The sequence below is a fragment of the Vibrio sp. 10N.261.55.C5 genome (genome assembly GCF_041470505.1).
Lineage (GTDB): Bacteria > Pseudomonadota > Gammaproteobacteria > Enterobacterales > Vibrionaceae > Vibrio > Vibrio crassostreae_C.
On sequence record NZ_JBFRMS010000012.1, the window covers coordinates 142,797 to 165,996 of the forward strand.

The 23,200-nt window shown below is 44.8% G+C and carries 22 protein-coding genes; 12 read left to right on the plus strand and 10 right to left on the minus strand.

All coding sequences use genetic code 11. From position 1 onward, the window contains the following. Positions 1-8: 8 nt before the first annotated feature. The 3 genes from AB4263_RS05305 to hisC all read right to left on the minus strand — a co-directional run bounded on the left by AB4263_RS05305 (position 9) and on the right by hisC (position 3,486). On the minus strand, positions 9-968 hold the full coding sequence (locus AB4263_RS05305) for a TRAP transporter substrate-binding protein (protein ID WP_017076380.1): 960 nt from the start codon (positions 966-968) through the stop codon (positions 9-11). A 591-nt stretch (positions 969-1,559) separates the two neighbouring features. Further along, entirely contained in the window at positions 1,560-2,333 is a 774-nt protein-coding gene (locus tag AB4263_RS05310) for an ABC transporter substrate-binding protein (protein ID WP_372097799.1), read from the minus strand. A 10-nt stretch (positions 2,334-2,343) separates the two neighbouring features. After that, positions 2,344-3,486, minus strand: a complete 1,143-nt coding sequence (gene hisC, locus AB4263_RS05315; RefSeq protein WP_017067399.1) for a histidinol-phosphate transaminase — start codon at positions 3,484-3,486, stop codon at positions 2,344-2,346. A gap of 181 nt (positions 3,487-3,667) precedes the next feature. Between hisC and AB4263_RS05320 the strand changes: the two genes are divergently transcribed. The 6 genes from AB4263_RS05320 (at position 3,668) to AB4263_RS05345 (ending at position 7,264) form a co-directional block, all read left to right on the plus strand. Beyond that, positions 3,668-4,555 (plus strand): LysR substrate-binding domain-containing protein, encoded by an 888-nt coding sequence (locus AB4263_RS05320; RefSeq protein WP_017063534.1) that lies wholly within the window; start codon positions 3,668-3,670, stop codon positions 4,553-4,555. A 284-nt stretch (positions 4,556-4,839) separates the two neighbouring features. Next, entirely contained in the window at positions 4,840-5,088 is a 249-nt protein-coding gene (locus AB4263_RS05325) for a hypothetical protein (protein WP_017069991.1), read from the plus strand. Between the two features lie 133 nt (positions 5,089-5,221). Then, on the plus strand, positions 5,222-5,788 hold the full coding sequence (locus AB4263_RS05330) for a septation protein A (protein WP_017061509.1): 567 nt from the start codon (positions 5,222-5,224) through the stop codon (positions 5,786-5,788). A gap of 188 nt (positions 5,789-5,976) precedes the next feature. Then, a complete protein-coding gene (gene yciA, locus AB4263_RS05335) occupies positions 5,977-6,375 on the plus strand; it encodes an acyl-CoA thioester hydrolase YciA (RefSeq protein ID WP_009846426.1) in 399 nt (132 codons plus the stop codon). A 195-nt stretch (positions 6,376-6,570) separates the two neighbouring features. Then, the gene (locus AB4263_RS05340; RefSeq protein ID WP_004741234.1) at positions 6,571-6,867 is read left to right on the plus strand and encodes a YciI family protein; all 297 of its coding nucleotides are present in this window, start codon (positions 6,571-6,573) and stop codon (positions 6,865-6,867) included. A gap of 1 nt (position 6,868) precedes the next feature. After that, positions 6,869-7,264 (plus strand): GspS/AspS pilotin family protein, encoded by a 396-nt coding sequence (locus tag AB4263_RS05345; RefSeq protein WP_017062026.1) that lies wholly within the window; start codon positions 6,869-6,871, stop codon positions 7,262-7,264. Between the two features lie 92 nt (positions 7,265-7,356). Here the strand turns inward: AB4263_RS05345 and metE are convergent, their stop codons facing one another. Beyond that, entirely contained in the window at positions 7,357-9,720 is a 2,364-nt protein-coding gene (gene metE, locus AB4263_RS05350) for a 5-methyltetrahydropteroyltriglutamate--homocysteine S-methyltransferase (protein WP_136979792.1), read from the minus strand. A gap of 281 nt (positions 9,721-10,001) precedes the next feature. Between metE and AB4263_RS05355 the strand changes: the two genes are divergently transcribed. Next, entirely contained in the window at positions 10,002-10,913 is a 912-nt protein-coding gene (locus AB4263_RS05355; protein ID WP_372097802.1) for a LysR substrate-binding domain-containing protein, read from the plus strand. A 139-nt stretch (positions 10,914-11,052) separates the two neighbouring features. On the opposite strand, the gene AB4263_RS05360 is transcribed toward AB4263_RS05355, so the two are convergent. Further along, positions 11,053-11,253, minus strand: coding sequence for a DUF4250 domain-containing protein (locus tag AB4263_RS05360; protein WP_004736508.1), 201 nt, complete (start codon positions 11,251-11,253; stop codon positions 11,053-11,055). Positions 11,254-11,385: 132 nt separating this feature from the next. Next, a complete protein-coding gene (locus AB4263_RS05365) occupies positions 11,386-12,066 on the minus strand; it encodes a hypothetical protein (RefSeq protein WP_017062029.1) in 681 nt (226 codons plus the stop codon). A 330-nt stretch (positions 12,067-12,396) separates the two neighbouring features. On the opposite strand from AB4263_RS05365, the gene AB4263_RS05370 reads away from it, so the two are divergent. Continuing rightward, complete coding sequence (locus AB4263_RS05370; protein ID WP_017067347.1) at positions 12,397-14,694, plus strand: YgiQ family radical SAM protein; 2,298 nt, start codon at positions 12,397-12,399, stop codon at positions 14,692-14,694. Positions 14,695-14,779: 85 nt separating this feature from the next. Here AB4263_RS05370 and AB4263_RS05375 read toward each other — a convergent pair whose 3' ends face one another. The 3 genes from AB4263_RS05375 to AB4263_RS05385 are packed head-to-tail and all read right to left on the minus strand — an operon-like array spanning position 14,780 to position 17,734. Continuing rightward, positions 14,780-15,244 (minus strand): GtrA family protein, encoded by a 465-nt coding sequence (locus AB4263_RS05375; protein ID WP_372097804.1) that lies wholly within the window; start codon positions 15,242-15,244, stop codon positions 14,780-14,782. Further along, positions 15,231-16,718, minus strand: a complete 1,488-nt coding sequence (locus AB4263_RS05380) for an ArnT family glycosyltransferase (protein ID WP_372097806.1) — start codon at positions 16,716-16,718, stop codon at positions 15,231-15,233. Before AB4263_RS05380 ends, AB4263_RS05375 begins: the two co-directional genes overlap by 14 nt. Further along, on the minus strand, positions 16,715-17,734 hold the full coding sequence (locus AB4263_RS05385) for a glycosyltransferase family 2 protein (RefSeq protein ID WP_102398635.1): 1,020 nt from the start codon (positions 17,732-17,734) through the stop codon (positions 16,715-16,717). Before AB4263_RS05385 ends, AB4263_RS05380 begins: the two co-directional genes overlap by 4 nt. A 125-nt stretch (positions 17,735-17,859) precedes the next feature. On the opposite strand from AB4263_RS05385, the gene AB4263_RS05390 reads away from it, so the two are divergent. The 4 genes from AB4263_RS05390 (at position 17,860) to AB4263_RS05405 (ending at position 21,857) form a co-directional block, all read left to right on the plus strand. Further along, complete coding sequence (locus AB4263_RS05390) at positions 17,860-18,537, plus strand: response regulator transcription factor (RefSeq protein WP_372097808.1); 678 nt, start codon at positions 17,860-17,862, stop codon at positions 18,535-18,537. Then, the gene (locus tag AB4263_RS05395) at positions 18,534-19,820 is read left to right on the plus strand and encodes a sensor histidine kinase (protein ID WP_372097810.1); all 1,287 of its coding nucleotides are present in this window, start codon (positions 18,534-18,536) and stop codon (positions 19,818-19,820) included. Before AB4263_RS05390 ends, AB4263_RS05395 begins: the two co-directional genes overlap by 4 nt. Positions 19,821-19,958: 138 nt before the next feature. Beyond that, on the plus strand, positions 19,959-20,894 hold the full coding sequence (locus AB4263_RS05400; RefSeq protein ID WP_372097812.1) for a 1-aminocyclopropane-1-carboxylate deaminase/D-cysteine desulfhydrase: 936 nt from the start codon (positions 19,959-19,961) through the stop codon (positions 20,892-20,894). Between the two features lie 225 nt (positions 20,895-21,119). Beyond that, on the plus strand, positions 21,120-21,857 hold the full coding sequence (locus tag AB4263_RS05405) for a dienelactone hydrolase family protein (RefSeq protein ID WP_372097813.1): 738 nt from the start codon (positions 21,120-21,122) through the stop codon (positions 21,855-21,857). 75 nt (positions 21,858-21,932) lie between these two features. Here AB4263_RS05405 and AB4263_RS05410 read toward each other — a convergent pair whose 3' ends face one another. After that, the gene (locus AB4263_RS05410) at positions 21,933-23,186 is read right to left on the minus strand and encodes a D-amino acid dehydrogenase (protein ID WP_372097815.1); all 1,254 of its coding nucleotides are present in this window, start codon (positions 23,184-23,186) and stop codon (positions 21,933-21,935) included. Positions 23,187-23,200: the final 14 nt, after the last annotated feature.

Below are 23,200 nucleotides of genomic sequence, written 5' to 3' on the forward strand. Positions count from 1 at the left end.
AAGACTGATTAAAGAGCTTCAATTTTTTCAATGAATGGAGCTAGTTTTGGATCTTTTTTCGCCTCATCAATCATAGGTTTAACAGCTGCACGGAAAGGGGCTTTATCAACTTCAACAAACGTGACACCTTCTTTCATTCCTTTCTCTTTGTTCATGTCATCTGTTGCATCCCAGATTTTGATCTGCTCTTCAAGAGACTCAGCAGCAGCTTCTTTTAAGATCTTTTGCTCTTCTGCCGTTAATGAACCCCATTTGTATTCTGAAATGATGATCACGTCAGGTGTCATCATGTGCTGGTCCATAGAGTAAAATTTGGCAACTTCGCTGTGTTTCATTTCAACTAAGCTAGAAATATTATTTTCAGCACCGTCAATTACGCCTTGTTGCAGCGCCGTGTATACCTCATTGAAAGGTACAGGCGTTGCTTTACCACCTAATAGGTTAACCATTTCCATCATGGTTGGAGAACCCGGAACTCGAACTTTCATACCAGCGAGATCAGCCGGTGAGTTAATGGCTTTTTTAGCGTAGAAGCTACGTGTGCCTGAGTCATAGAATGTAAGACCGATGAAGCCTTTACCTTCACTTGAAAGCAACATCTCTTGTGCAGCTTCACTTCGCATGAACGTTCTCATATGTGGAACGTCACGGAATAAGAAAGGCAGTGCATTAACCTTAAACGTTGGTTCAAAAGATTCGGCTAACCCACCATTGATTTTGGCCATATCAATCGCGCCAGTAACAACCTGCTCAGCTTGGTCACGTTCAGAGCCTAATTGACCGTTTGGAAAGATCTTAATCGTAAGGTCACCATTCGATTTTTCTTTAACTTTGTCAGCCATGATCACCATGCCTTGGTGAGCTGCGCTTTCTAATGACATTGCATGCCCTAACGTCAAAGTTTTTGCTTGAGCGCCAAATGCCATAAGAATTGAAGCCGCTGCAATCGTCAGTAGGTGTTTTTTCATGTTCTTCTCCAGAATCCATTTTGTAAGAGGTACAGTTTTTATATGCAACGCTATAGCTAAGTTTGAAATCTAACGTTCAATTGCACATCGCTCATAGCAGTAACGTTTCATTACAATATTCTTACCTTCATATATTTTGTATTACAATACTATGCGTATATTTTGTGAGCTAAGGTTCATCTATTTGCCAGAGAGCTGAATTGATTGTGATACCAATCATATTTGGCACCAATTAGACCATTAAGCAGTCTAACTTCGGATTTTTGGGGAATTCCGAGCGCTTTCAACTGCTTTTAGAACAGTCTATTAGCAAAAATCACGCGCAAATTTGTGTTATTTTAAGATCTTAAAATCAGTAATTAAGCACGGACAAAGAAGGTCTCATCGATTGAAAAAGCGAATCGTGAACGGCGATTTCTGAGGTGGTCGAGGTAAGGTTTTAGGCTGAGCGTATGGAACAAGAGTGGATAAGCAGGGATAAAGACAACGGTGGGAATCTTACTAAGACGAATTATTTGTAACAAAAATCCGAGAGCTTCACAGCCCTCGGATTTTTGTTTTTGGTGTTCTAGTTTTTAGGCGTTAAACGAATTACAAATCAGCGCCATAAATATCAAACGTGAAGTACTTAGCGGCGATCTTGTCGTAAGTACCGTTCGCTCTGATCTCTTCAATCGCGGCATTGAATTGTTTCGCCAGTTTTGAATCCTGCTTTCTTAGTGCTAACGCCGTACCCTCGCCAATGTAGGCTTTGTCGGTTACTGCTTTACCTTTAAATTCAAAGCCCTCACCTTCTTTTTTATCTAAGAAAGCTAATGACAGTTGATCCGAGTTGCCAAAGGTTAGATCTAGACGACCATTTTGCAGATCCAGATAAACTTCATCTTGCCCTGTGTAACGCTTAATGTTGGCAACATTGCCAAACTTGTCGGTTACGTAGCGATCGTGAATCGTACCTTGCTGAACACCTATGGTTTTGCCCGCTAAGCCTGCCTGATCGACGCTGAACTCAGCGCTTTTAGCAGCAACAAATACGGCTGGTGTTTGGTAGTACTTATCAGTAAACAAGATCTTACGCTTACGCTCTTCGGTGATACGCATTGACGCCATGATCACATCTGACTTTCTTGCCAACAAACTTGGAATTAGCGAGTCCCAGCTTTGTGAAACCCAAGTACAATCGAGTTTAGCTTGCTCACACAAAGCATCAGCTATCTCAATATCAAACCCGACAGGCACACCGTCGCTGTTTTTATAGTTGAATGGCGGATACGTAAAGTCCGACGCCAAACGGATTTCTTTCGCCTGTACCGTTGTACCAAGTAAAACGACCGCACAAGCGAGTCCTAGTATTATCTTTTTCATCATTGCCATCCTAGATATGATCTTTATCGAGTTGAGATTGAGTTTCTTTATGTTGAGCTTGTTGAATGTGTTTGCCTTGTTGACTCTGTTCTAATTCGGTTTGGTAACGTGTTAGTGACGTTATCACTTCTAGCATGCTCTCTTGGCTACCAATACTGATTCGAACACAGTTACGCAAAGCCGGTTCATGGTTTTGGTTCCTTGTCACAATGCCGTCCTTCGCCAAGACACTGAACACTTGATGCCCAGCTTTTTGACGCAGCAAAATGAAGTTTGTCGATGAAGGGTAAACAGACTCGATGAAATCAAACTGCGTTAACTCACAAGCAAACCAGTTACGCAGCTCAACCAGATTCTGCGTCGCATCTTGCATCACTGAGACTCGTTCATCAGACAACGCGTCTAATACAATTTGAGATGAGCAATCTGGCATCGGATAAGGTGGAATCAGCTTCGCGACATACTGCATCACATTTTGACTCGCTAAGATAAAACCACAACGAACTGCAGCCAGTCCAAATGCCTTAGACAAAGTGCGAATCACAACCAAGTGCGGATAACGCTCAATAAGGCTAACGGCTGACGTTTGTGGTTCAAATTCGATATACGCTTCATCGACGACCACTAGAGATTTTCCAGTCGTGCCTTCCAGTACCTGAATCAAATCCGATTTAGGAATCACATTGCCCGTTGGATTGTTTGGTGAGCAAAGAAACACGATATTCGCCAGTTTTGCCTTATTCACAATATCAGCGACGTTCAGGCTAAAGTCTTCCTGCAATGGAGAGTCCAAGGTATTAATCGCCAATGCATCAGCGCAAAACTCATACATCGCATACGTTGGAGAGCAGATAAGTATGTTGTCGCACGCCGGTTTACAGAATGTTCTGATCAGCAAATCAATCGCTTCATCTGCACCACGAACAGCCACAGTCGCGGCATCGGTACTACAGTAATCTTGATAAGCCTTAGCAATATCTTGTGGTAAGAAGTCTGGGTATCGGTTGTGACTTGCTTCTCCTTGAAACAGCGAGCTTTCCAATTCATTGGCGTTTAGCCAGACACGTCCATCACCACCAATTCTTCTTGCCGATTGATAAGGTATTAATTTTTTTACAGCCTGAGGCACTAAGCTATCAATAAAAGATGTCAAGAAGCTATCCCTTTCACAAAATCACAATGTCTTCATCATTGCCTTCATATTCAAAAAATGTGACTTATACACATATTGAATCACAAATGATGATTAAGTATTTACATTCAAACAGAACAATATTGATAAATGAATCGAAATAATCACATAATAGCCATGATAAAAAGTCATAGGTAAAGATATGAATCGCACACTTCCTTCAACCAAAACCTTGCTCGCGTTTTTGTCTACGGCAAGGCATCTCAACTTTACACGCGCGGCACATGAGCTCAATGTTACGCAAGGTGCAGTGAGTCGTCAGGTATTGTCGTTTGAAGAAAGCCTTGGCTGTGATCTCTTCTATCGCCATGCTCGCGGATTGTCTTTAACGCCGAAAGGAGAAGAACTGGTTCCCCTGATACAAGGAACGATTCATCAGCTGCAATCAGCTCTAAATCAAGTGGCTAGCTCTCCGTCTAAGATCAAACTCAACGCACCGAGCTGTATTACCTCTTGGCTACTACCTAAGTTGATGTCTTTTCAGCAAGCCTATCCTGAAATTGATGTCGAACTGACGTCGACCATCAAGCACGTCTTCGAACCAAGCTTTGATCCGTTTGACGCCGTAATTACCTATGGTAAGAAGCCAAACCAACAATCGATTATCAGCCAATTATTGTTTAACGAGCAGCTAGCGCCCGTTTGCCAAGCACAAAGCATTACACAGAGCCATCTTGTCGACGACGCATCGACCATCATCAAGCCACACAAGCTTGCCCAATACACTTGGCTACACGCCAACAATGAGCAAAGTGATTGGCGACTTTGGTTAGAGCACATAGGCAGCCACGACCTTTCAAGCAAGAACAACCAACAATTCGCGACACTCGATCAAGCTATGAACGCCGCCATTCAAGGGTTTGGCATTGCCATAGGCGACATCACACTGGCCAAGCAAGATATTGATTTAGGTAGATTGGTAAAAGTGAGTGAAGGCAGTGTTTTCTCTGGAAATGGTTACTTCTTGCTGCAACCCAAGAATCGACAAAATACATCCTTATCTACGCTTGTTGATTGGCTCGTCGATTAGCGGCAATCATTGTTGGTAGGCCTCTTTATAAGCGGCAGGAGAGCGTCATAATGAGAATTTTTCCGTTCTCAAAATGAAACTATTTGATGTCTGTTTCGTATTGATTGTCAGAGAATAGAACGTACCTTCCTTTAACTATTTGAAAAGAAGTTCAATTCTATTTAGCCGGGAATTTATTCTGTTCCGTTGGAGAAATGGCATTCGAGTTGCTTTGTCATAGATAACCCAACCAATATACAGCAGGTTGCACCAGTTTCACTGCAGCTTGTCACGGAGGATAGGCTATGACCTTACAAAGACATACGTATTACGGCTTGATTCACCATGGAATTAAAACCCTATTAATGGACAGAATTGGCCACTTCACAGAGCGTGAATATCACGAGTATCTCGACTTAACGACCGGTAAATCGACATGTTTTGCCATGAGTGAGCAAGAGCTCGAAAACACCTTAGACAGCTTAAAGAGCGAAGGTTACCTTGAAGATATCAAAAAGCTGATACCTCGCTATCAAACCTCGTCAATGCGATAACCTGCTTCAACTCTTTAAACACGATGAGTGGTTAGATTGAATTAATTGGCACCCAATTGTCTCGAGCTATTTAGCATCGAGACAGTTTTCGTTAGACTGTCAGCAACTCAACTAACTGGATAGTCAGTGTCTCATGAAACAAATTCTTGATTTCATTCCTCTCATTATTTTCTTTGCGCTTTATAAGATGTACGACATCTATACCGCGACCGGCGCTTTGATCGTTGCCTCTGCAGTTCAAATTATTTTGACTTATTTCATCTACAAGAAAGTCGAAAAAATGCAGGTCATCACCTTTCTAATGGTTGCCGTATTTGGTGGCATGACCATCTTCTTGCACGACGACAACTTCATTAAATGGAAAGTCACCATCGTTTACGCACTGTTTGCGATTGGCCTGACGGTCAGTCACATCATGGGCAAATCAGCGATTAAAGGTATGTTAGGCAAAGAGATCACACTGCCTGATTCGGTATGGGGCAAGATCAACTGGGCATGGACGCTGTTCTTTACCCTATGTGCCGTTCTCAACGTTTACGTTGCTTTCAGCCTACCGTTGGATGTTTGGGTCAACTTCAAAGTGTTTGGTCTACTCATCGCGACCTTGCTCTTCACCTTGCTCACTGGTGTTTATATCTATAAGCATCTACCAAAAGACCAGCAGAAAGAGTTAACGGATAAAAATACCGACGAGAAATAGCCCTTAGGGATGAGTCCTCATACCCTATTTGATACAATTATTATCAATATGCGATTGGCCAATGATACTCGTGATCATTGGCCGCTGATTATTTGTGTTCGGTGAAGACGTTAAAAATTAGACCACCACGAGTCTCGTAAACACATCTATTTTTATATAAAACAATCAATACCATTAAGAGTACGACAATGACTATTCAATCAACTTTGAACCCGATTGGTTCTTTACTTCTTCGCACATTAGCGATGCCTTCTGATACAAATGCAGCAGGCCAGATTTTCGGTGGTTGGATAATGTCACAGCTTGACCTTGCTGGCGGCATACTGGCAAAAGAGATATCTAACGGCAAGATAGTCACGGTTTCAGTATCGAGTATCGAGTTCAAACAGCCGGTTTCAGTGGGTGATGTTGTGTGTGTTTATGGTGACTGCACTAAGATTGGTCGCAGCTCGATGAATATCGACCTAGAAGTCTGGGTTAAGCCTGTACTTGATCACGGTATCGGCGACCGCTACAAGGTTTGTGGCGCGACATTCAACTACGTTGCGGTTGATGAAAGTGGTAAGCCTCGCTCTATCAATAAATAGGACTTTCGACAGCCCTATCGCACTGTAAGGTCTTTAGCCATTTCGATTAAAAATGCTAAAGACCTTCTCACTCTCCCGCACCAATTCACAATTTCTTATCATTAGCCCTTCCAATACCAATTAGTTCGCGTAAATTAGCAAGATAGCGAATTTAAACGCCCCAAATTTAGTGAAGTAAAATAAGGATATCTCAATATGTGGTACGTGATTTTTTCTCAAGACGTCGAAAATTCATTAGAAAAACGCCTAAGTGTTCGCCCACAACATCTAGAACGCCTACAAACACTTCACGATGAAGGCCGACTGTTAACAGCAGGTCCAATGCCAGCGATTGATTCAGATAACCCTGGCGAAGCAGGCTTTACAGGTTCAACTGTGATTGCTGAATTTAACTCTTTGGAAGATGCACAAGCATGGGCAGACGCTGACCCGTACATTGATGCTGGCGTTTACCAAAATGTGATTGTAAAACCATTCAAGAAAGTATTTTAACGTGAAAAAATGGATTATTGGCTCACTGGCTTTAGCTCTGCTTGCAGGCTGTGCTTCAAGTGAGCAAGACGAACAAAGACAGCTAGAGATGATGGCGCAGCACCGAGCTGGCGTTTTATCTGCAGGCCTGCCGATTGAGTATGGCCCACTGTCGGTCATGCGCGTGCTAGCAAAAAACACGGTTATCGAAATCATGATGATCTACAACCAAGATGCAAAAGGTGCTAAGCCTTTAAACCAAGTTGTAGACATGAGTGTGAATAGCTACTGCACCAACTCTGAAGTGAGAGCAAACCTTGATATGGGCTTGGCTTACAACATCAAGATTCGCAACACTCGCGGACAACTGATGGTTGAGAAGTTGATCAGCAAAGAGACGTGTCAGAGCAGCAGCTAGATTCTAGCTCGAGATTCGAACAAGTATAAAACCAGAAGGCCTCGCAAATGCGAGGCCTTTGTTTTATGAAGCAATCAAAATCCTAAGCTGAATTATGCCTCGGTTGATTCCCACTCTTTACGCAGTGCTTTAGTTGCCGAAACTAAGTTAGTCAGCGCCGCTTCCGTCTCTGCCCAGTTCCGTGTCTTCAGCCCACAATCAGGGTTTGCCCACAAACGTTCCGCTGGAATTTTCTCTGCCGCTTTCTTAAGTAAATCAACAATCCACTCTTCTGACGGGATGTTTGGTGAGTGAATGTCATAAACGCCAGGTCCAATCGCATTCGGGTAGTTGAACTCTTCAAATGCTTTCAGCAGTTCCATGTTCGAGCGAGAAGTCTCAATGGTAATCACATCGGCATCTAGCGCGGCTACTGAATCAATGATCTCGTTGAACTCGCTGTAACACATGTGGGTATGAATCTGAGTTTCTGGTTTAGCACTTGCCGCTGAGATCTTAAAGGCATCGACCGCCCACTCTAGGTATTCTGCGTGGTCGCGCTTTTTCAATGGCAGACCTTCACGAATCGCTGGTTCATCGATTTGGATAATGTTGATGCCCGCGTCTTGCAAATCAGACACTTCATCTCGCAGCGCAAATGCCAATTGATTAGTGATCTCTTTGCGTGAAATGTCTTCACGTGGGAATGTCCAACATAAGATAGTGACTGGGCCTGTCAGCATCCCTTTCATCTGCTTCGAGGTCAGAGATTGGGCATAGGTCGACCATTCTACGGTCATCGGCTTCTCACGCTCTATATCCGCGACCACAATCGCCGGCTTCACGCAGCGTGAGCCATAGCTTTGTACCCAACCAAACTTAGTGGTTTGAAAGCCTGCTAGGTTTTCTGCAAAGTACTCCACCATGTCGTTACGTTCAGCTTCGCCATGAACAAGCACATCCAAATCCAGTGCTTCTTGACGTTTAACGGCATCCGCAATATGGCCTTTCAATGCAGTGTTATATTCCGCTTCACTCAGTTTGCCAGTGCGGTAAGCGCTACGTTGAACACGGATCTCGCCTGTCTGTGGGAATGAACCAATGGTTGTGGTTGGTAACAGCGGTAAGCCTAACACCTCAGACTGGTGCGCGGCACGTTCTGCGTATGGAGCAGTGCGCTCTGCTAGCGCTTTAGTTATCGTGTTAATACGAGCTTGAACTTGCGGCTTATTCACATGAGTTGCACTCTTGCGTGCAACAATCGGGTGGCTATACGTCTCACACGCTAAAATGGCATTTTGGTCGCCGTCTAACGCCGCACCCAATAAGCTCACCTCAGTGACTTTCTGTTTTGCAAAGGCAAACCAACTCTTCACTTCTTCGCTAAGCGTCTCTTCTAACTCAAGGTCGACTGGGCTATGCAGCAATGAACATGAACTTGCGACCCATAGTTTATCGCCTAGCTTTTCTTTCACTGGTTGCAGCAACTCAAGCTGCGCGGCTAAGTCTGCTCGCCAAACATTGCGTCCGTTGATTGCTCCTGCAGAAAGCACCCAATCTTCAGGTAGCTTGTTCACCACTTGATCGAGTTGCTGGGGTGCGGCAGCCAAATCGATGTGTAAGCCGTTGACGGGCAGTTCCATGATTTTATCTAACGTGTCAGTCACAGAATCAAAGTACGTGGTAAGGAGTAGCTTCACATCACCTTGAATCACCTGATAAGCCAATTTGAATGAATCTGCCCACTTAGTCTCAAGTTCCAGAGAAAGGATAGGTTCATCGATTTGTACCCACTCAACGCCCAACTTGGCCAGTTTTGCCAGAATCGCTTGGTAAGCTGTAAGCAAACGTGGGAGCAAGGTTAAACGGTCAAATCCCTCTTCCACTTCTTTGCCGAGATATAAATAAGATAATGGGCCAAGAAGAACTGGCTTCACCTTATGCCCCGCTTTAATCGCTTCACTCACTTCGTCAAACAGTTGTGGCCAACTCACTTCAAAGGTGTCGTCTTTACTGAACTCAGGAACAATGTAGTGATAGTTAGTGTTGAACCACTTCGTCATATCTGATGCTGCTGCACCATCTTTAGCGCTTTCAGAGCCGTGCTTAGCGCCACAACAAGTTGGCTGCCTTTGAGATTGTATTTGAGTTTGAGATTGACCGCGACCAACGCGGAACAAGGTATCTAAATCTGGGAAGGCTTTTTCACCTTCTGATCCACCAGCGTGACGCTCAGGTACATGACCTAGAAGTAACGTCGTTGTTAGAACATGGTCGTACCATGCGAAGTCACCCGCAGTTGCAAAGCTTAGATTCGCCTTAGCTTGTACATTCCAGTTACGATTTCTTAGTTCGCTACCGAGTTGCTTTAAATCTGATTGGTTAATCTCACCGCGCCAGTACTTCTCTAGTGTGAATTTCAGTTCGCGTTTTTCACCAATGCGTGGGTAGCCAAGAATATGCGTTGTCGTAGTCATGAGCCTGTTCCTTATTCAATAATTGTTAGTATCTTTTCAGACCACCTATTGAAGATTACGCTTTATCAAAAAGGCGTCTGGATGGCTAAACTATCCACCCAATCTGAATAATGAACAACGTCCAAATATTCATCTTGTTTATTAAAAATATTCATCTTGAATAAACCAAAGATGAGGAACTCAAAACCATCTAGACATCTAGACGTTTACAAATGATAAAAAACCCCGTAGGGTGATTATTAAGAAATATTGAATTGGCTTAGGGAATATGAGGAATACTCATGATAGAGCTTAAACACCTTCGAACATTGACCACCTTAAGAGACAGCGGCTCACTAACTGCCACTGCAACCTCTCTTCATTTGACGCAGTCGGCGCTTTCTCACCAACTGAAAGACCTTGAGGCGCGTATCGGTGGTCAGCTTTTCCTACGTAAAACTAGACCAGTTAAGTTCACCTCTGAAGGTGATATTTTGCTTAGGCTTGCCGATGAGATACAGCCAAGAATAGCTAAAGCGGAGAACGAACTCGCGAGCCTGAAAGAGGATGTGAATGGTCGTTTGCACATGGCGATTGAATGTCACTCATGCTTCCAATGGTTAATGCCTGCTTTGAAGGAATATCAAGTGGCTTGGCCAAGCGTAACGCTAGATTTCTCGTCAGGCTTTGGGTTTGAGCCGCTACCCGCGCTAATGGCAGGCGAGCTAGATTTGGTGATCACCTCTGATATACAGCCTCGCTCTGAGGTTCATTACGAGCCGCTTTTCGATTTTGAGATGCGTCTTATCACCGCGATCAACTCGCCTTTGGCCGATAAAGCGAGCATTGATCCGCAAGATCTTAGCGATCTCACCATGCTCTCCTATCCTGTTCAAAAACAACGTTTAGACGTCGTGAAACACTTTTTGCAACCAGCAGGTGTAGAACCTAAGAAGTGGAAACAAGCAGACAACACCTTAATGTTGGTGCAAATGGTATCGGCAGGATTAGGTGTCGCGGCATTACCAAATTGGGCGATCAGTGAGTTCTCAAGACAAGGTTTGATAGCCAGCAAACCGTTAGGTAAAGGGCTTTCAAGAAGACTGTTTGCCGCAGTAAGAAACTCAGAAAAAGACAAACGTTACCTACAGGCTTTCTTTAGCACAGCAAGACAGCAGAGTAAGAGTCACTTAGATGGTATTGAGGTCGTTTAAGAGGTTCATTATTGAGCTAGCTTAAGCCTGTATTAAATCGGAAAGGCAAACGCCAGAAACAAAAAAAGTCACAGATAATCTGTGACTTTTTAGTTTCAGTATCGATGATTTTCGATATCTGTTGATTCGCGAAAATAGACTATCTTGGATAAGACTTAAACTGGTTAGTCAATGGGTCGTATTGATAGCCAAGCATATCGAGCTTGCCCACGACACTTTCTATATCCATTTCATACATACTGATCAGCTCTTCAAAGCTATCGCACTCTAGGCGAAGTTTCTCATTCACGATTCCCAGCAAGATAATGCTATCGAAACCTTTGACGTTGCTTAAATCCATCTCGTACTCCTTACGAACACACCGACTAAAATTAAGTTTAGAACGCTTACCAAGGCCATGCTAAAAAACTGATCACACTTCTTAAAGAGAATGCGTGATTAATGAGCGCACGTAATTAATGAAAGTGCGCGATTAAAGTGCCCACACTGGCGTTAAACCCACAGCCGCAGCCAATAACATCAGTAACGAAACCGTCAGTTGAAGTTTTTCCGGGGTTTTAACGAACAGTAGATGCCAACACCACACCACGATAGCTGAGATTAGCAAAGCAAAGCTGAACAGTAGCGTTGAAATCACTGGTTCTAGTTGAGCTTCAGACAAAGAATAGACACTCACGACTGTTGCCAAAACCACCAACATGCCCGTCAAAACACCAACAACAGGCAGAACACGGTGAAATGCCTGTAAGCGTGTTCTTGCAATCGTCAGCAGTAAATGGCCAAACGCTGAGCCTAACAGTGCCACTAGCAATACAGTAGTGATGATACCAACGGTAGTTGCTTGTTCCGTCGCTTGGATAGCAACGTAAGACAATGCCAAACCACAAGCTAAGTACATCACCCAAATAGGGCCAGAATCGCGTGTCTTCTTAGTTTGAACTTGAGAATAGAAATAAAAGATCGCAAACACGACCAGAAAGGCTTCAATTTTTACTGAGGCAACGGCAAGCCACAGCACGCCAATCGCAGGTAACATCTTGTGGATACGACCACGCTGCCCCGGACAAATATCCCCTTTCACCAAGATGAGGGTTAAGATCAGTTGGGCTCCTAAAAGCATCGGAGCAAATTGTACTAATAACGTTTCGACCATTGTGGATCTACTTCTTCAGACTTATTTTCGCGAATAATATCAAAAACTGCTGCGAACACTAATCAAAATCACAAATTAGCGACGTTATTCAAGGCTTCAACTATGCTGTTGTATGGTTCTTTTGTCGCCATTTACCGTAAAAAGACGAAAGACACCAGAACTAACAGGGGCATGTTCTACTGGCTAGTCTAGGCTCATGCCGCTATAATTCCCGCCTCAAAAATCAGAGGTTGAAATATGTACAGCGATATCACTCCTATTCACGAACACAAAAAATACTGGGCCGAGTGCTACGGAACTGCACCCTTTTTGCCTACCAGTAGAAAGGAGATGGATGCTCTTGGATGGGATAGCTGTGACATTATTATTGTAACTGGTGACGCTTATGTCGATCACCCGAGCTTTGGTATGGCTATCATCGGCCGTCTGCTTGAAGCTCAAGGTTTCCGCGTGGGCATTATTGCTCAACCAAAGTGGGACAATAAAGATGCCTTCATGAAGCTAGGTAAACCTAACCTATTCTTCGGCATCACAGCGGGTAACATGGACTCCATGATCAACCGCTACACCTCTGATCGCAAATTACGTCACGATGATGCTTATACTCCGAACAATGAAGGTGGCAAGCGTCCTGATCGTGCAACTCTGGTTTATTCTCAACGTTGTCGTGAAGCTTACAAAGGCACGCCAATCGTGCTTGGTGGTATTGAAGCGAGCTTACGTCGTGTAGCTCACTACGACTACTGGTCAGATAAAGTTCGCCGCTCTGTATTGTTTGATGCAAAAGCTGACATTCTTCTTTTTGGTAACGCTGAGCGTGCACTGGTTGAAGTAGCACACCGCATTGCCGATGGTGAAGACATGTCTACGCTGACCAATATCCGCGGTACTGCTATCAATCTTCCTGCGGCCCCTGAAGGCTTCAAGATCATTGACTCTTCTCGTATCGAAAAGCCGAACAAAGCGTATGTTCCGGTTAACCCGTACGAAGTTGAAACTCAGTGTGATACCAAGAAAGACGAAAAAGAAGAAGTAAAAGCGCAACCTATTACTATTCGCCCTTCTCGTCACGATGCAAAAACTACAGCGGTTCGTATCCCAGGTTACGAAAAGCTAAACAATGACCGTATTCTTTACGCTCACGCTAGTCGTATTCTGCACCTTGAGACAAACCCGTACTCAGGTCGTGCTCTGATTCAACGTCACGGTGATCGCGAGCTTTGGATTAACCAAGCGCCTATTCCATTGACCACAGAAGAGATGGACTACGTGTTTGGCCTTGCGTACAAGCGTGTTCCGCACCCGATGTACGGCAAAGCGAAAATCCCAGCATACGACATGATCAAAACCTCGGTTAACATCATGCGTGGTTGTTTTGGTGGTTGTTCTTTCTGTTCAATCACAGAGCACGAAGGTCGCATCATTCAGAACCGTTCGAAAGAATCTATCTTGGATGAGATCGAAGACATTAAAGATAAAGTACCGGGCTTCACAGGTACTATTTCTGACTTGGGCGGCCCAACGGCGAACATGTACCGTTTAGGTTGTTCAGATCCAAAAGCTGAAATTAACTGTCGTCGTCCATCATGTGTGTTCCCGAAAATCTGTGAAAAGCTAAACACAGACCATCAACACACTATCGACCTGTACCGCTCTGCGAGAAAAGTACCGGGTGTTAAGAAGATCATGATCGCTTCTGGTGTACGTTACGACTTAGCGATTGAATCTCCAGAATACGTTCGTGAGCTTGTGACTCACCACGTTGGTGGTTACTTGAAGATTGCTCCAGAGCATACTGAAAAAGGCCCACTGGATCTGATGATGAAGCCGGGCATGGGCACTTACGATCGTTTCAAAGAGATGTTCGAGAAGTACAGCGCTGAAGCCGGTAAGAAACAGTACTTAATTCCTTACTTTATCTCTGCTCACCCGGGCACAGAAGATGAAGACATGCTTAACCTAGCAATGTGGCTGAAAAAGCACAACTACGAGTGTGACCAAGTACAGAACTTCTACCCATCGCCAATGTGTAATGCAACGTCGATGTACTACTCAGAGACTAACCCTCTGAAACGCGTGAAATATAAGAAGCGTGAAGATGTTCCTGTGCCGAAAGGTGATCGTCAACGTCGTCTGCATAAAGCACTGCTTCGTTACCACGATCCTGAAAACTGGAAAATCATCCGTGAAGCACTGATCAGCATGGGTAAACAGCACCTAATTGGTGACAAAGCAAACTGCCTAGTACCAGCAGAAGACTTTGATGCACAAACACCGGCACAACGTCGTAAGTCTGGTCGTCACGGTTCACAACGCTTTGCGACTAAGCACAGTAAATCTCAGCCAGGTCTTGGTGGCGAAAGCCCACGTAACCACTCTGGTAAGAAACCGGGTGGCAAGAAGCCGAATGGTAACGGCAACGGTAGCCAAGGTAATGCTAACCAAGGTGGCGGTAATGGCAATGCTCGTAAACCAGCGACTGGCTTCATTAAGAAAGGTCCTGGTGGTCAGCAATCACAAGGTAATGGCGGCGGAAATGGCAAACCAAACCGTAACAAAGCGGGCAATGGTCAAGGTGGCAAACCTGCAAGTAACGGCAAGAACCGCCAGCGCGCAGCACAACGCTAATATCGCGAACCGATTGACTTCGCTATCGTAAAAACACAAAGCGCAGCTATTTAGCTGCGCTTTTTTGTGTCTGTTACAAGATAGCCTAACGAGCAAACACCCAATACTGACTAAGCAAATAGTTACTGACCATGCCCACCAAGATGCCAACCGCCATTGCGATAAACACTGCCCCAGTAAATGCAGGCAGCAATTCAGTCATCAACTTAAAGCACAGCAAATTAGGTATCGCCGATATTGATGCAGAGAACATGAACTTTTGCCATTGAATCAGCTTTTCGGACCAATTCCCCTGCCCTTTGAATTCAAAGGTCAACACTCGATTTCCAAACCAGGTTGTCGTTGCTGCAACGATGAAAGAGCCAATTCGAGCACTCATCAAAGGCAGCCCAATAACGTAATGCAGCAATGCAAACACGGCACAATCGACAACAAAGCCACCCGCCCCCACCATAGCGAATTTAATCATCTTATGGTGAGGTTGTAGTTTTTTGTTTAGCGCGTCGAACTTGTGGCTAAACAGTCTCGATGACGAGTTAAAATTGAACATCGCCATCACTTCGAATATAGCTCAACGATAGATTTGGTTTGATATTTTGGCTATGACAACTAAATAGAGCGCGCTTGATCTTCACCGTCGGTTCTAAAATACAGGTTAACGCGTTGTCTTTAATCTTGGTTTCTACTTCCGCTCTTTTACCAATCAGATAGAACTTGTCGATACCATCTAACTGTTCAACATCGAGTAACTTTTTCGCTTGTCCATGACTGTAAAACTGCCCGGAGAACGGTCGTTTACCGACATAAAAGCTCGGCGCTTCATCCGTAATCTGTTCGAAGATAATACGGTCACTTTTCTCATTCGCTTTGCCTAAGTTGAGGTAGACCATTGCAATCATTAGCAACACAGGTAGCACTAAAGCCACACTCGAGAACCACTTCTTATCTTTTTCTACTACAAGCATTGCCACCAACAAGCCAAGGGCAGGAATGCCTGGCAACACATAGGCAGGAAGAATATTACCCGCCATGGTAAAAAGAATCAGAGGAGAGACCAACCAACACACGAGGAATGAAAACAATCCACTATGTTCAGCGTTAACTTCTGCGATTTTCTTACGACGGGCGAAAGTCAAAATAGGCAACACAATCGACCACGGTGCAGCCGCTTGAAGCCAAAACAACCAGATCATGCCTCTTGCTTGGTCATGGGCAGAACCGTATAAATCGCCCTCCCAGCCACTCACAACAAAACGCTTAAAGTGCTCGCCAACAATAAAGTAATCAATAAAACCCGGTGTTGCCATTTCAGCCATGATGTACCAAGGCAAGGCAATCGCCAGCATCACACCTAAGCCAGACAACAGTGGAAAGCGTTGCCATAACACTTTGAAAGCGCCAAAGAAGCCATGTTGCAATACTAACCAAGGGAAAACAGCGATACCCATGATCACAATCGCTACCGGCCCTTTTGCAAGCAAGCCTAGTGCTAAACCAATGAAACCAACATAACCCCAAGACCGATTAGTCTCAGCATTGCCCTCTCCCTTACAACTCTCTCCTCCTAACCAACATAGGTAAAAACCTAACATGGCAATGGTCATCGCTAACGTTAACGCCATGTCGGTCATCACAGCACCCGCCGCAATAGAGAAAATCCCACATGTCGCCAATACCACAGCCGCCACCAAGGCACTTTGTCCGGTACGCTTAGCCATGTATGCAACCAACAGAATCGTCGCAAAACCTGCTAGCCAGTGTGGTGCACGCACAGCAAACTCACTCAAACCAAACAGCTCAATCCCAGCCGCACTCATCCATGTGAACAACGGTGGTTTACCCCAGAAAGGGATGCCGTAATCAAATTGAGGGGTTAACCAATTGCCGGTTTCTACCATCAAGCGAGCCATTTCTCCATAGCGCGCTTCCGTAGTATCCATTAAAGGGTATGTCGCCAGAGATAAGAGCCTTAGAACCAATGCAAAAGCCAACAAATACCATAGGTGCGTTCGGTTCAGGCTCATGCTGACTCCTCTAATTTAAAATGCGTTTTTAATGCAGGGGTATCGACCACCGATTGGATCAGATACAAAGGGCGGTTCTTGGTTTCGATGAAAATACGACCTATGTATTCCCCCATTAAACCAATACTCAGAAGTTGAATGCCGCCAAGGGCAAGTTGAACCACCATCATTGACGGGTAGCCCGTAATAGGCTCACCAAACATCATGGTTTTGAACACGATGAAGACGCCATACACGAAAGCAGTAAGCGCCACTAATCCACCAACGGCCGTCGCAATACGCAGTGGGCGGATAGAAAATGATGTGATGCCATCCATCGCCAATCCGATGAGTTTCAGGTAGTTCCACTTGGTCTCGCCACAGAAGCGAGCGTCGCGCTTAAACTGAATCGTTGCTTGTCTAAAACCTGGCCATGAAAAGATGCCTTTCATGTAACGGTTACGTTCAGGCAGTTGGTTGATATGGTCGACAACCTCTCGGCTTAACAGTCGGAAATCACCGACATTTTCTGGAACATCGATCTTCGCTGCCACGTTCATGACTTTGTAAAAGCTTGCTGCTGAAAACTTCTTAAACCACGTTTCACCATCACGTTGGCTACGCTGCATATTCACAACGTCATAGCCTTCGCGCCACTTGGCAACCATTTGTGGGATCAGCTCCGGCGGATCTTGCAGGTCTGCGTCTAACAAGATCACCGCTTGTCCTCGGCAATGCTCAAGACCAGCACTCATGGCTGACTCTTTACCAAAGTTACGGCTTAAACCAATCACAGAAATTGAGCTATTGATTGAAGTGAATGAACTCACCAAGTCCAAGCTGTTGTCTTTGCTGCCATCGTCGACATAAACAATCTCACTCGTGATCGGTAAGCTATCCAGTACCTTGGTTAAGCGAGAATGAAACTCTTCTAACACCTCTTGTTCATCGTAAAACGGCACAATGATCGATAGTGAAACGGCGGGATTGATCCGTGATGTGGAGACTTTAGGTCGGCTAATATGAAGTTCAGACATAATACGTTCTTCTATTTTTTAATCTGAATCCAATCTACCCCCTCATAAGTGAAAGTTATGTTATTGACATATTTTTCACGCTCACTCAGGATAATGTTACTGTCTATTTCTGTATGAGAATCAAAATGAAACGAGTTCTATTAGTCGAAGATAACCGTGAAATCGCAGGTGTCTTGTTTGATTATTTTGAGTGTATTGGCATGGAACTCGATTATGCGGACAACGGCGAACTCGGCCTGCAACTCGCGTTGGAAAACTCATTTGATATCATCATATTGGATCTAATGTTACCAAGAATGGACGGCCTCACGGTTTGTAATAAACTGCGAGACCAAGGCAACGCGACACCTATTTTGATGTTGACTGCGTTAGATAGCCGCGATGATATGTTAAAAGGGTTTGAGCATGGTGCCGATGACTATCTAACCAAACCTTTTGATTTGGATATTTTGGAAGCCAGAATGAAAGCGCTTGTTCGTCGTTACCGAGGAAAAGTGGCTTCTTCTAAATTGCAGTTTGATGAACTCACCATCGACCAAAAAACGCGTAAAGCTTACCGTCAAGATAAGTTACTCGCACTCAACCCAACCACTTACACCATCCTTGAGATGTTGTGCCAAAAAGCACCTGAAGTAGTCACTCGTGAAGCTATTTCCTACAAGTTATGGGAAGAAAACGAGCCCAACAATGATGTGTTGCGCAGTCACATTTATCAGTTACGTAATCAACTCGACAAGCCTTTCGACACTCAGATGTTAATTACGGTGCCTAAAGTTGGCTTCCGATTGGAGCCATCGAATTGATTTCAAATGTTCTTACAAGCACAAAAACCCTAACGGGCCGCTTAGCGGTTTTCTTTGGGTTAATGGCCGTAATTGTGTCGGCATTTGTCTATGTGGTATTTATCACAGCCCTGTACTTGTCGGAAGACCGCGTGGGTGAAAGACGCATCCTAATTGACCGCAACTATGCAGTCGGGTTATTCCAGTCAGGTGAAAGTGGAGAGCTTCGTATTGATGACCTGACTATCGCTTACAACGATCTTTCCTATCTACCGAAAAAGTATTTAAAGTATATTGAAGGCAAAGAAAATTTCATTGGTGAGGTCGGTGAAGATCCAGAATCTCGCATGGTCTATGTAGGCGAGTATACTCATGAAGGTAGAACTCACCCTATTGTTCTGCTTTCTGAAATAGACCGTGTCGAGCTTAGTGTCTTTGAGCTCGTTTATGCCACCACATTTGTATTAGCCCTTCTCTCTATTCTAATATTCAGCTTCGGAGCTCTGCTCTATCGGTTGTCTAAACGGCTGATTGAGCCCTTCAACTCCCTGTCTGAACAGCTTGAATCCAATAAGCTCAACCTCAATGAAGAATTTAGTGTCAATGACGACGCCGCAGTTGAGTTTCGTCAGCTCACAGATCAACTCAATCAGTACCGAAGAGAAATCAATTCCTTACTCAAACGTGAACAAGCCTTTGCTCGCTACTCAAGTCATGAACTAAGAACACCGTTAACGGTCGCTCGTGGCGCAAATAAATTACTGCTAAGAAGCGAAACCACCGAGTTTCAATCTCGCCAGATTGAGCGCATTGATGAAGCCATTGTTCAGATGTCAGAGATGGTCGATGCCCTACTCGGCCTCGTGCGTTACGAAAGAAACAGTGACGATGCGCCACTGCGACTGTTTAGCCAACAAGAGTTAGAGGCTATCGTCTCAAAAAACTCAGCACAGGCAGATGAGAAAGACGTCGAAATTTCCATGCATGTTCAATCCGAACCCACCATTCAAGCCACCAGCGCGATAATGAACATGTTGGTCGGAAACTTGTTGAGAAATGCCATTGCAGCGACCAATAGTGGCACCGTAACGGTCACTCTGTCCCACGAGAGTGTTGTGATTGAAGACCAAGGAGAAGGCCTCCAAGAACAATACAATCCAAATGGGCATGGGTTAGGTTTATTGATTGTCGAGGACTTATGTCAACGCTTCCAATGGGGCTTTGAATTGGTCAATCGCAGCTGTGGTGGATGTACCGCTAAGATCACCTTTCAAACCGATCTATCCGCATCCACCCCAGAGTAAATGAGTTCATAGTTCGAAGCTCAATATCGAACGAAAACTTGATTTAGTTGGTTTACAGCGGTCCCTAGCTACTAGATACTCGTCAGTCCTATTTGAACTATAAATGCTGGCTCTGAGTCAGCATTTTGTCTAAGTGCGATGAAACTAAATAATAGCCCTGTAACTCAACATCAATACAACGAGCACACCTTTTTCTTAAAGCGTGACGATCAGCTTCACTCCCACTTTTGCGGCAACAAAGCCAGAAAGTTCATGAAGCTACTGGAAGACGATAGCCCAAACACCACCACTCTAATAAGCTATGGTTCCGCTCAGGCTAACTCCTTGTTCTCACTCGCCGCACTTGCGAAAATCAAAGGCTGGACGCTTGAGTTTTACGTCGACCACCTGCCTCAATGGCTACAAGAACGCCCACTCGGCAACTACCGTGGCGCTATCGACCTTGGGGCTGAGGTTATTTCAGTCAAAGAAACAGGCTCTGAGCTTCATCCACAAGAGTATATTGAGCAAGTAAGACAACCTGACTCACAATGCATTGTGTTACCAGAAGGTGGACGCTCTCAGCTTTCTGAATACGGCGTGAAGCAACTGGCGATTGAAATACTCAGCTGGACGCGTTTCGAAAACAAACACGATTTCGTGGTAGCACTTCCAGCAGGCACAGGCAGCACAGCTCTGTATCTGCATAAGCATTTAAAAATGCACAACATCCCAGTGTTAACTTGCGCTTGTGTTGGCGGCAGTGATTACCTAACACAGCAGTTCAATGAACTCGGCGAAACCGATCACCCGCAGATATTACCACTTAAAGCCAAACACCACTTTGGTAAGCTTTACCAGCAGGACTATCAAACTTGGTTGGATCTGCAAGAACAGACGGATATTGAATTCGACCTGCTCTACGACCCATTGATGTGGCAATGCCTAGAGCAATGGCAAGAAGAGAACCCAACAAAAACCGTCATCTATATCCACCAAGGCGGCATCTTAGGTAATGAGTCGATGTTGCCGCGCTATCAACGTAAGTACCCAGAACTTCGAAGTAGTCACACCGCTGATAACGCTACTTGGTAGTAATCCGTTCTTTTCTACTCTAATACCCCCCGCGTTTCTGCGGACCTGAGAATTTCTCAGCACATCATGAACAGCCATCGCACTCCCTTTCGATGGCTGTTTATCAGTAATCGCCACCTGCTATCCCTGCCATACATTTCAAGTTAGAGACATAAATCTGGCGAGAATCATCGCGTTATCTATACTTTCGATTGGAACGTCAATTGTCATCGAAAGGAATTACGCATGCGAAAACTCACTACGCTCGGCCTGTTTTCAGTTTTACTGCCCTTCTCTGCGATTTCAGGAGAAAACGTCACTTATCAAGTCGATGGGATGGATTACGAAGGTTATTGGAGTGAAGCCAGTGACCAAGCGCCTTTGGTACTGCTAATACACGATTGGGATGGCTTAACCGATTACGAAAAGAAACGTTCTGAGATGCTCAACGAACTCGGTTACAACGTGTTCGCCATCGATCTATTTGGTAAAGGCATTCGCCCGACCGAAGTGAAAGATAAAAAGCAACACACAGGCGAACTGTATAAAGACAGAGAAAAAATGCGTACGTTGCTCAACGCTGGTGCCATGGAAGCGAAAAGACTTGGCGGCAACTTAGATAACAACGTAATGATGGGATACTGTTTCGGCGGAGCCGCTGTATTGGAAGCCGCTCGTGCGGGCATTCCTTCGAAGGCTTATGTCACCTTCCATGGCGGTTTATCAACACCAAAAGGTCAAGACTACTCGCAGACAAAGGCTCCGGTTGTCGTGTTCCACGGTACGGCTGATGCCATGATTTCAATGCAAGACTTTGGCAACCTTGCCGCTGAACTTGAAACAACCAAAGTTCCGCATGAAATGATCACCTACAGTGGGGCGCCGCATGCCTTTACCGTGTTCGGCTCTAATAATTACCAAAATGAAGCTGACCAAAAATCGTGGGAACGATTCACTCATGTGTTAGAAACCACCACCCGATAAGCCGCGACACTCAAACCAAATTAGCCCATGCTTAATAAACATGGGCTAATTCGTATGACCAAGGATTTGGATGAACTACATGTAACGATGGATGCTCAAGTCGTCTGCTTTTATATCGCAATCAGAGCCACTGACCACGCTTGCCAAGATCTTTCCTGAGCCACATGCCATTGTCCAACCTAATGTCCCATGTCCAGTATTTGTAAATAGGTTCTTGATAGGCGTCTTACCGATAATAGGCGTACCATCCGGCGTCATTGGTCTTAACCCAGTCCAGTATTCAGCCCTAGAAAAGTCACCCGCTTGTGGGAAAAGATCTTTAATCACCATATCAATCGTGGCTTTGCGTTTTTCAGGGATAAGGTAATTAAACCCCGCAAGTTCTGCCGTCCCTGCAATGCGAATACGATCATCAAATCGCGTCATCGCTACCTTGTAAGTTTCATCCATCACAGTCGAGGTTGGTGACTTATCTGCATTCACGATCGGCAGTGTTAGCGAATAGCCTTTCACTGGATAAACCGGGATCGACAAATCGACTTGCTTCAACAGTTCTCGAGAATAGCTTCCTGAAGCGACCACGTAAGCATTCGCTTTGAACTCGCCTTGAGTCGTTGTAATACTCTCAATGGTTTGATTCTGATGATTGAGCCTAACCACTTCGGTATTAAACACGAACTGAACGCCGAGTTGCTTGGCTTTTTCGGTCAAGGTTAAACAGAACTGATGACAATCACCGGTTTCATCGTGTGGTAAATACAGGCCGCCCACCAGCTTGTCTTTAACGTCTGCTAAACCAGACTCCACTGACAGACACTGTTCAACATCAAACAGCGAGTGTTCGATTCCACTCTCTGTTAATAGCTTCATATCCTGCTGAATAGCGTCCAATTGTTTTTCGCTTCTGAATACTTGCAAGGTGCCTTTCTGCCGGCCCTCATAAGCCAAATCTTCACTGATTCTTAGATGAGTCAGGCAATCTCGGCTGTAGTTAGCGACTCGTAACATCCGCGATTTATTCTGTGCGTACTTGGCTTCATTACAGTTGGCGAGCATTTTAGTCGCCCAAGACATTAACTCTGGAGAAAGAGAAGGCTTCACTTTAAGTGGCGCATGTTCTTGGGTAAGCCATTTCATCGCTTTCAAAGGGATGCCCGGTGCCGCCCATGGTGATGAATAACCGTAAGAAATTTGCCCGGCATTCGCAAAACTGGTTTCTTTGCCACTGCTATCTTGACGATCGATAACCGTCACCGAGTGGCCCTCTTTCGCCAGATACCAAGCACTGGTCAAGCCAATCACACCGCTGCCAATTACAATTACTTCCATTCTCTTCCCCTAAT

Coding starts and splice junctions, on each gene's coding strand:
- AB4263_RS05305 (WP_017076380.1), bottom strand. CDS start 968: ATGAAAAAACACCTACTGACGATTGCAGCGGCTTCAATTCTTATGGCA.
- AB4263_RS05310 (WP_372097799.1), bottom strand. CDS start 2,333: ATGAAAAAGATAATACTAGGACTCGCTTGTGCGGTCGTTTTACTTGGT.
- AB4263_RS05320 (WP_017063534.1), top strand. CDS start 3,668: ATGAATCGCACACTTCCTTCAACCAAAACCTTGCTCGCGTTTTTGTCT.
- AB4263_RS05325 (WP_017069991.1), top strand. CDS start 4,840: ATGACCTTACAAAGACATACGTATTACGGCTTGATTCACCATGGAATT.
- AB4263_RS05330 (WP_017061509.1), top strand. CDS start 5,222: ATGAAACAAATTCTTGATTTCATTCCTCTCATTATTTTCTTTGCGCTT.
- yciA (WP_009846426.1), top strand. CDS start 5,977: ATGACTATTCAATCAACTTTGAACCCGATTGGTTCTTTACTTCTTCGC.
- AB4263_RS05340 (WP_004741234.1), top strand. CDS start 6,571: ATGTGGTACGTGATTTTTTCTCAAGACGTCGAAAATTCATTAGAAAAA.
- metE (WP_136979792.1), bottom strand. CDS start 9,720: ATGACTACGACAACGCATATTCTTGGCTACCCACGCATTGGTGAAAAA.
- AB4263_RS05355 (WP_372097802.1), top strand. CDS start 10,002: ATGATAGAGCTTAAACACCTTCGAACATTGACCACCTTAAGAGACAGC.
- AB4263_RS05360 (WP_004736508.1), bottom strand. CDS start 11,253: ATGGATTTAAGCAACGTCAAAGGTTTCGATAGCATTATCTTGCTGGGA.
- AB4263_RS05365 (WP_017062029.1), bottom strand. CDS start 12,066: ATGGTCGAAACGTTATTAGTACAATTTGCTCCGATGCTTTTAGGAGCC.
- AB4263_RS05370 (WP_017067347.1), top strand. CDS start 12,397: ATGGATGCTCTTGGATGGGATAGCTGTGACATTATTATTGTAACTGGT.
- AB4263_RS05375 (WP_372097804.1), bottom strand. CDS start 15,244: ATGTTCAATTTTAACTCGTCATCGAGACTGTTTAGCCACAAGTTCGAC.
- AB4263_RS05380 (WP_372097806.1), bottom strand. CDS start 16,718: ATGAGCCTGAACCGAACGCACCTATGGTATTTGTTGGCTTTTGCATTG.
- AB4263_RS05385 (WP_102398635.1), bottom strand. CDS start 17,734: ATGTCTGAACTTCATATTAGCCGACCTAAAGTCTCCACATCACGGATC.
- AB4263_RS05390 (WP_372097808.1), top strand. CDS start 17,860: ATGAAACGAGTTCTATTAGTCGAAGATAACCGTGAAATCGCAGGTGTC.
- AB4263_RS05400 (WP_372097812.1), top strand. CDS start 19,959: ATGAAACTAAATAATAGCCCTGTAACTCAACATCAATACAACGAGCAC.
- AB4263_RS05405 (WP_372097813.1), top strand. CDS start 21,120: ATGCGAAAACTCACTACGCTCGGCCTGTTTTCAGTTTTACTGCCCTTC.
- AB4263_RS05410 (WP_372097815.1), bottom strand. CDS start 23,186: ATGGAAGTAATTGTAATTGGCAGCGGTGTGATTGGCTTGACCAGTGCT.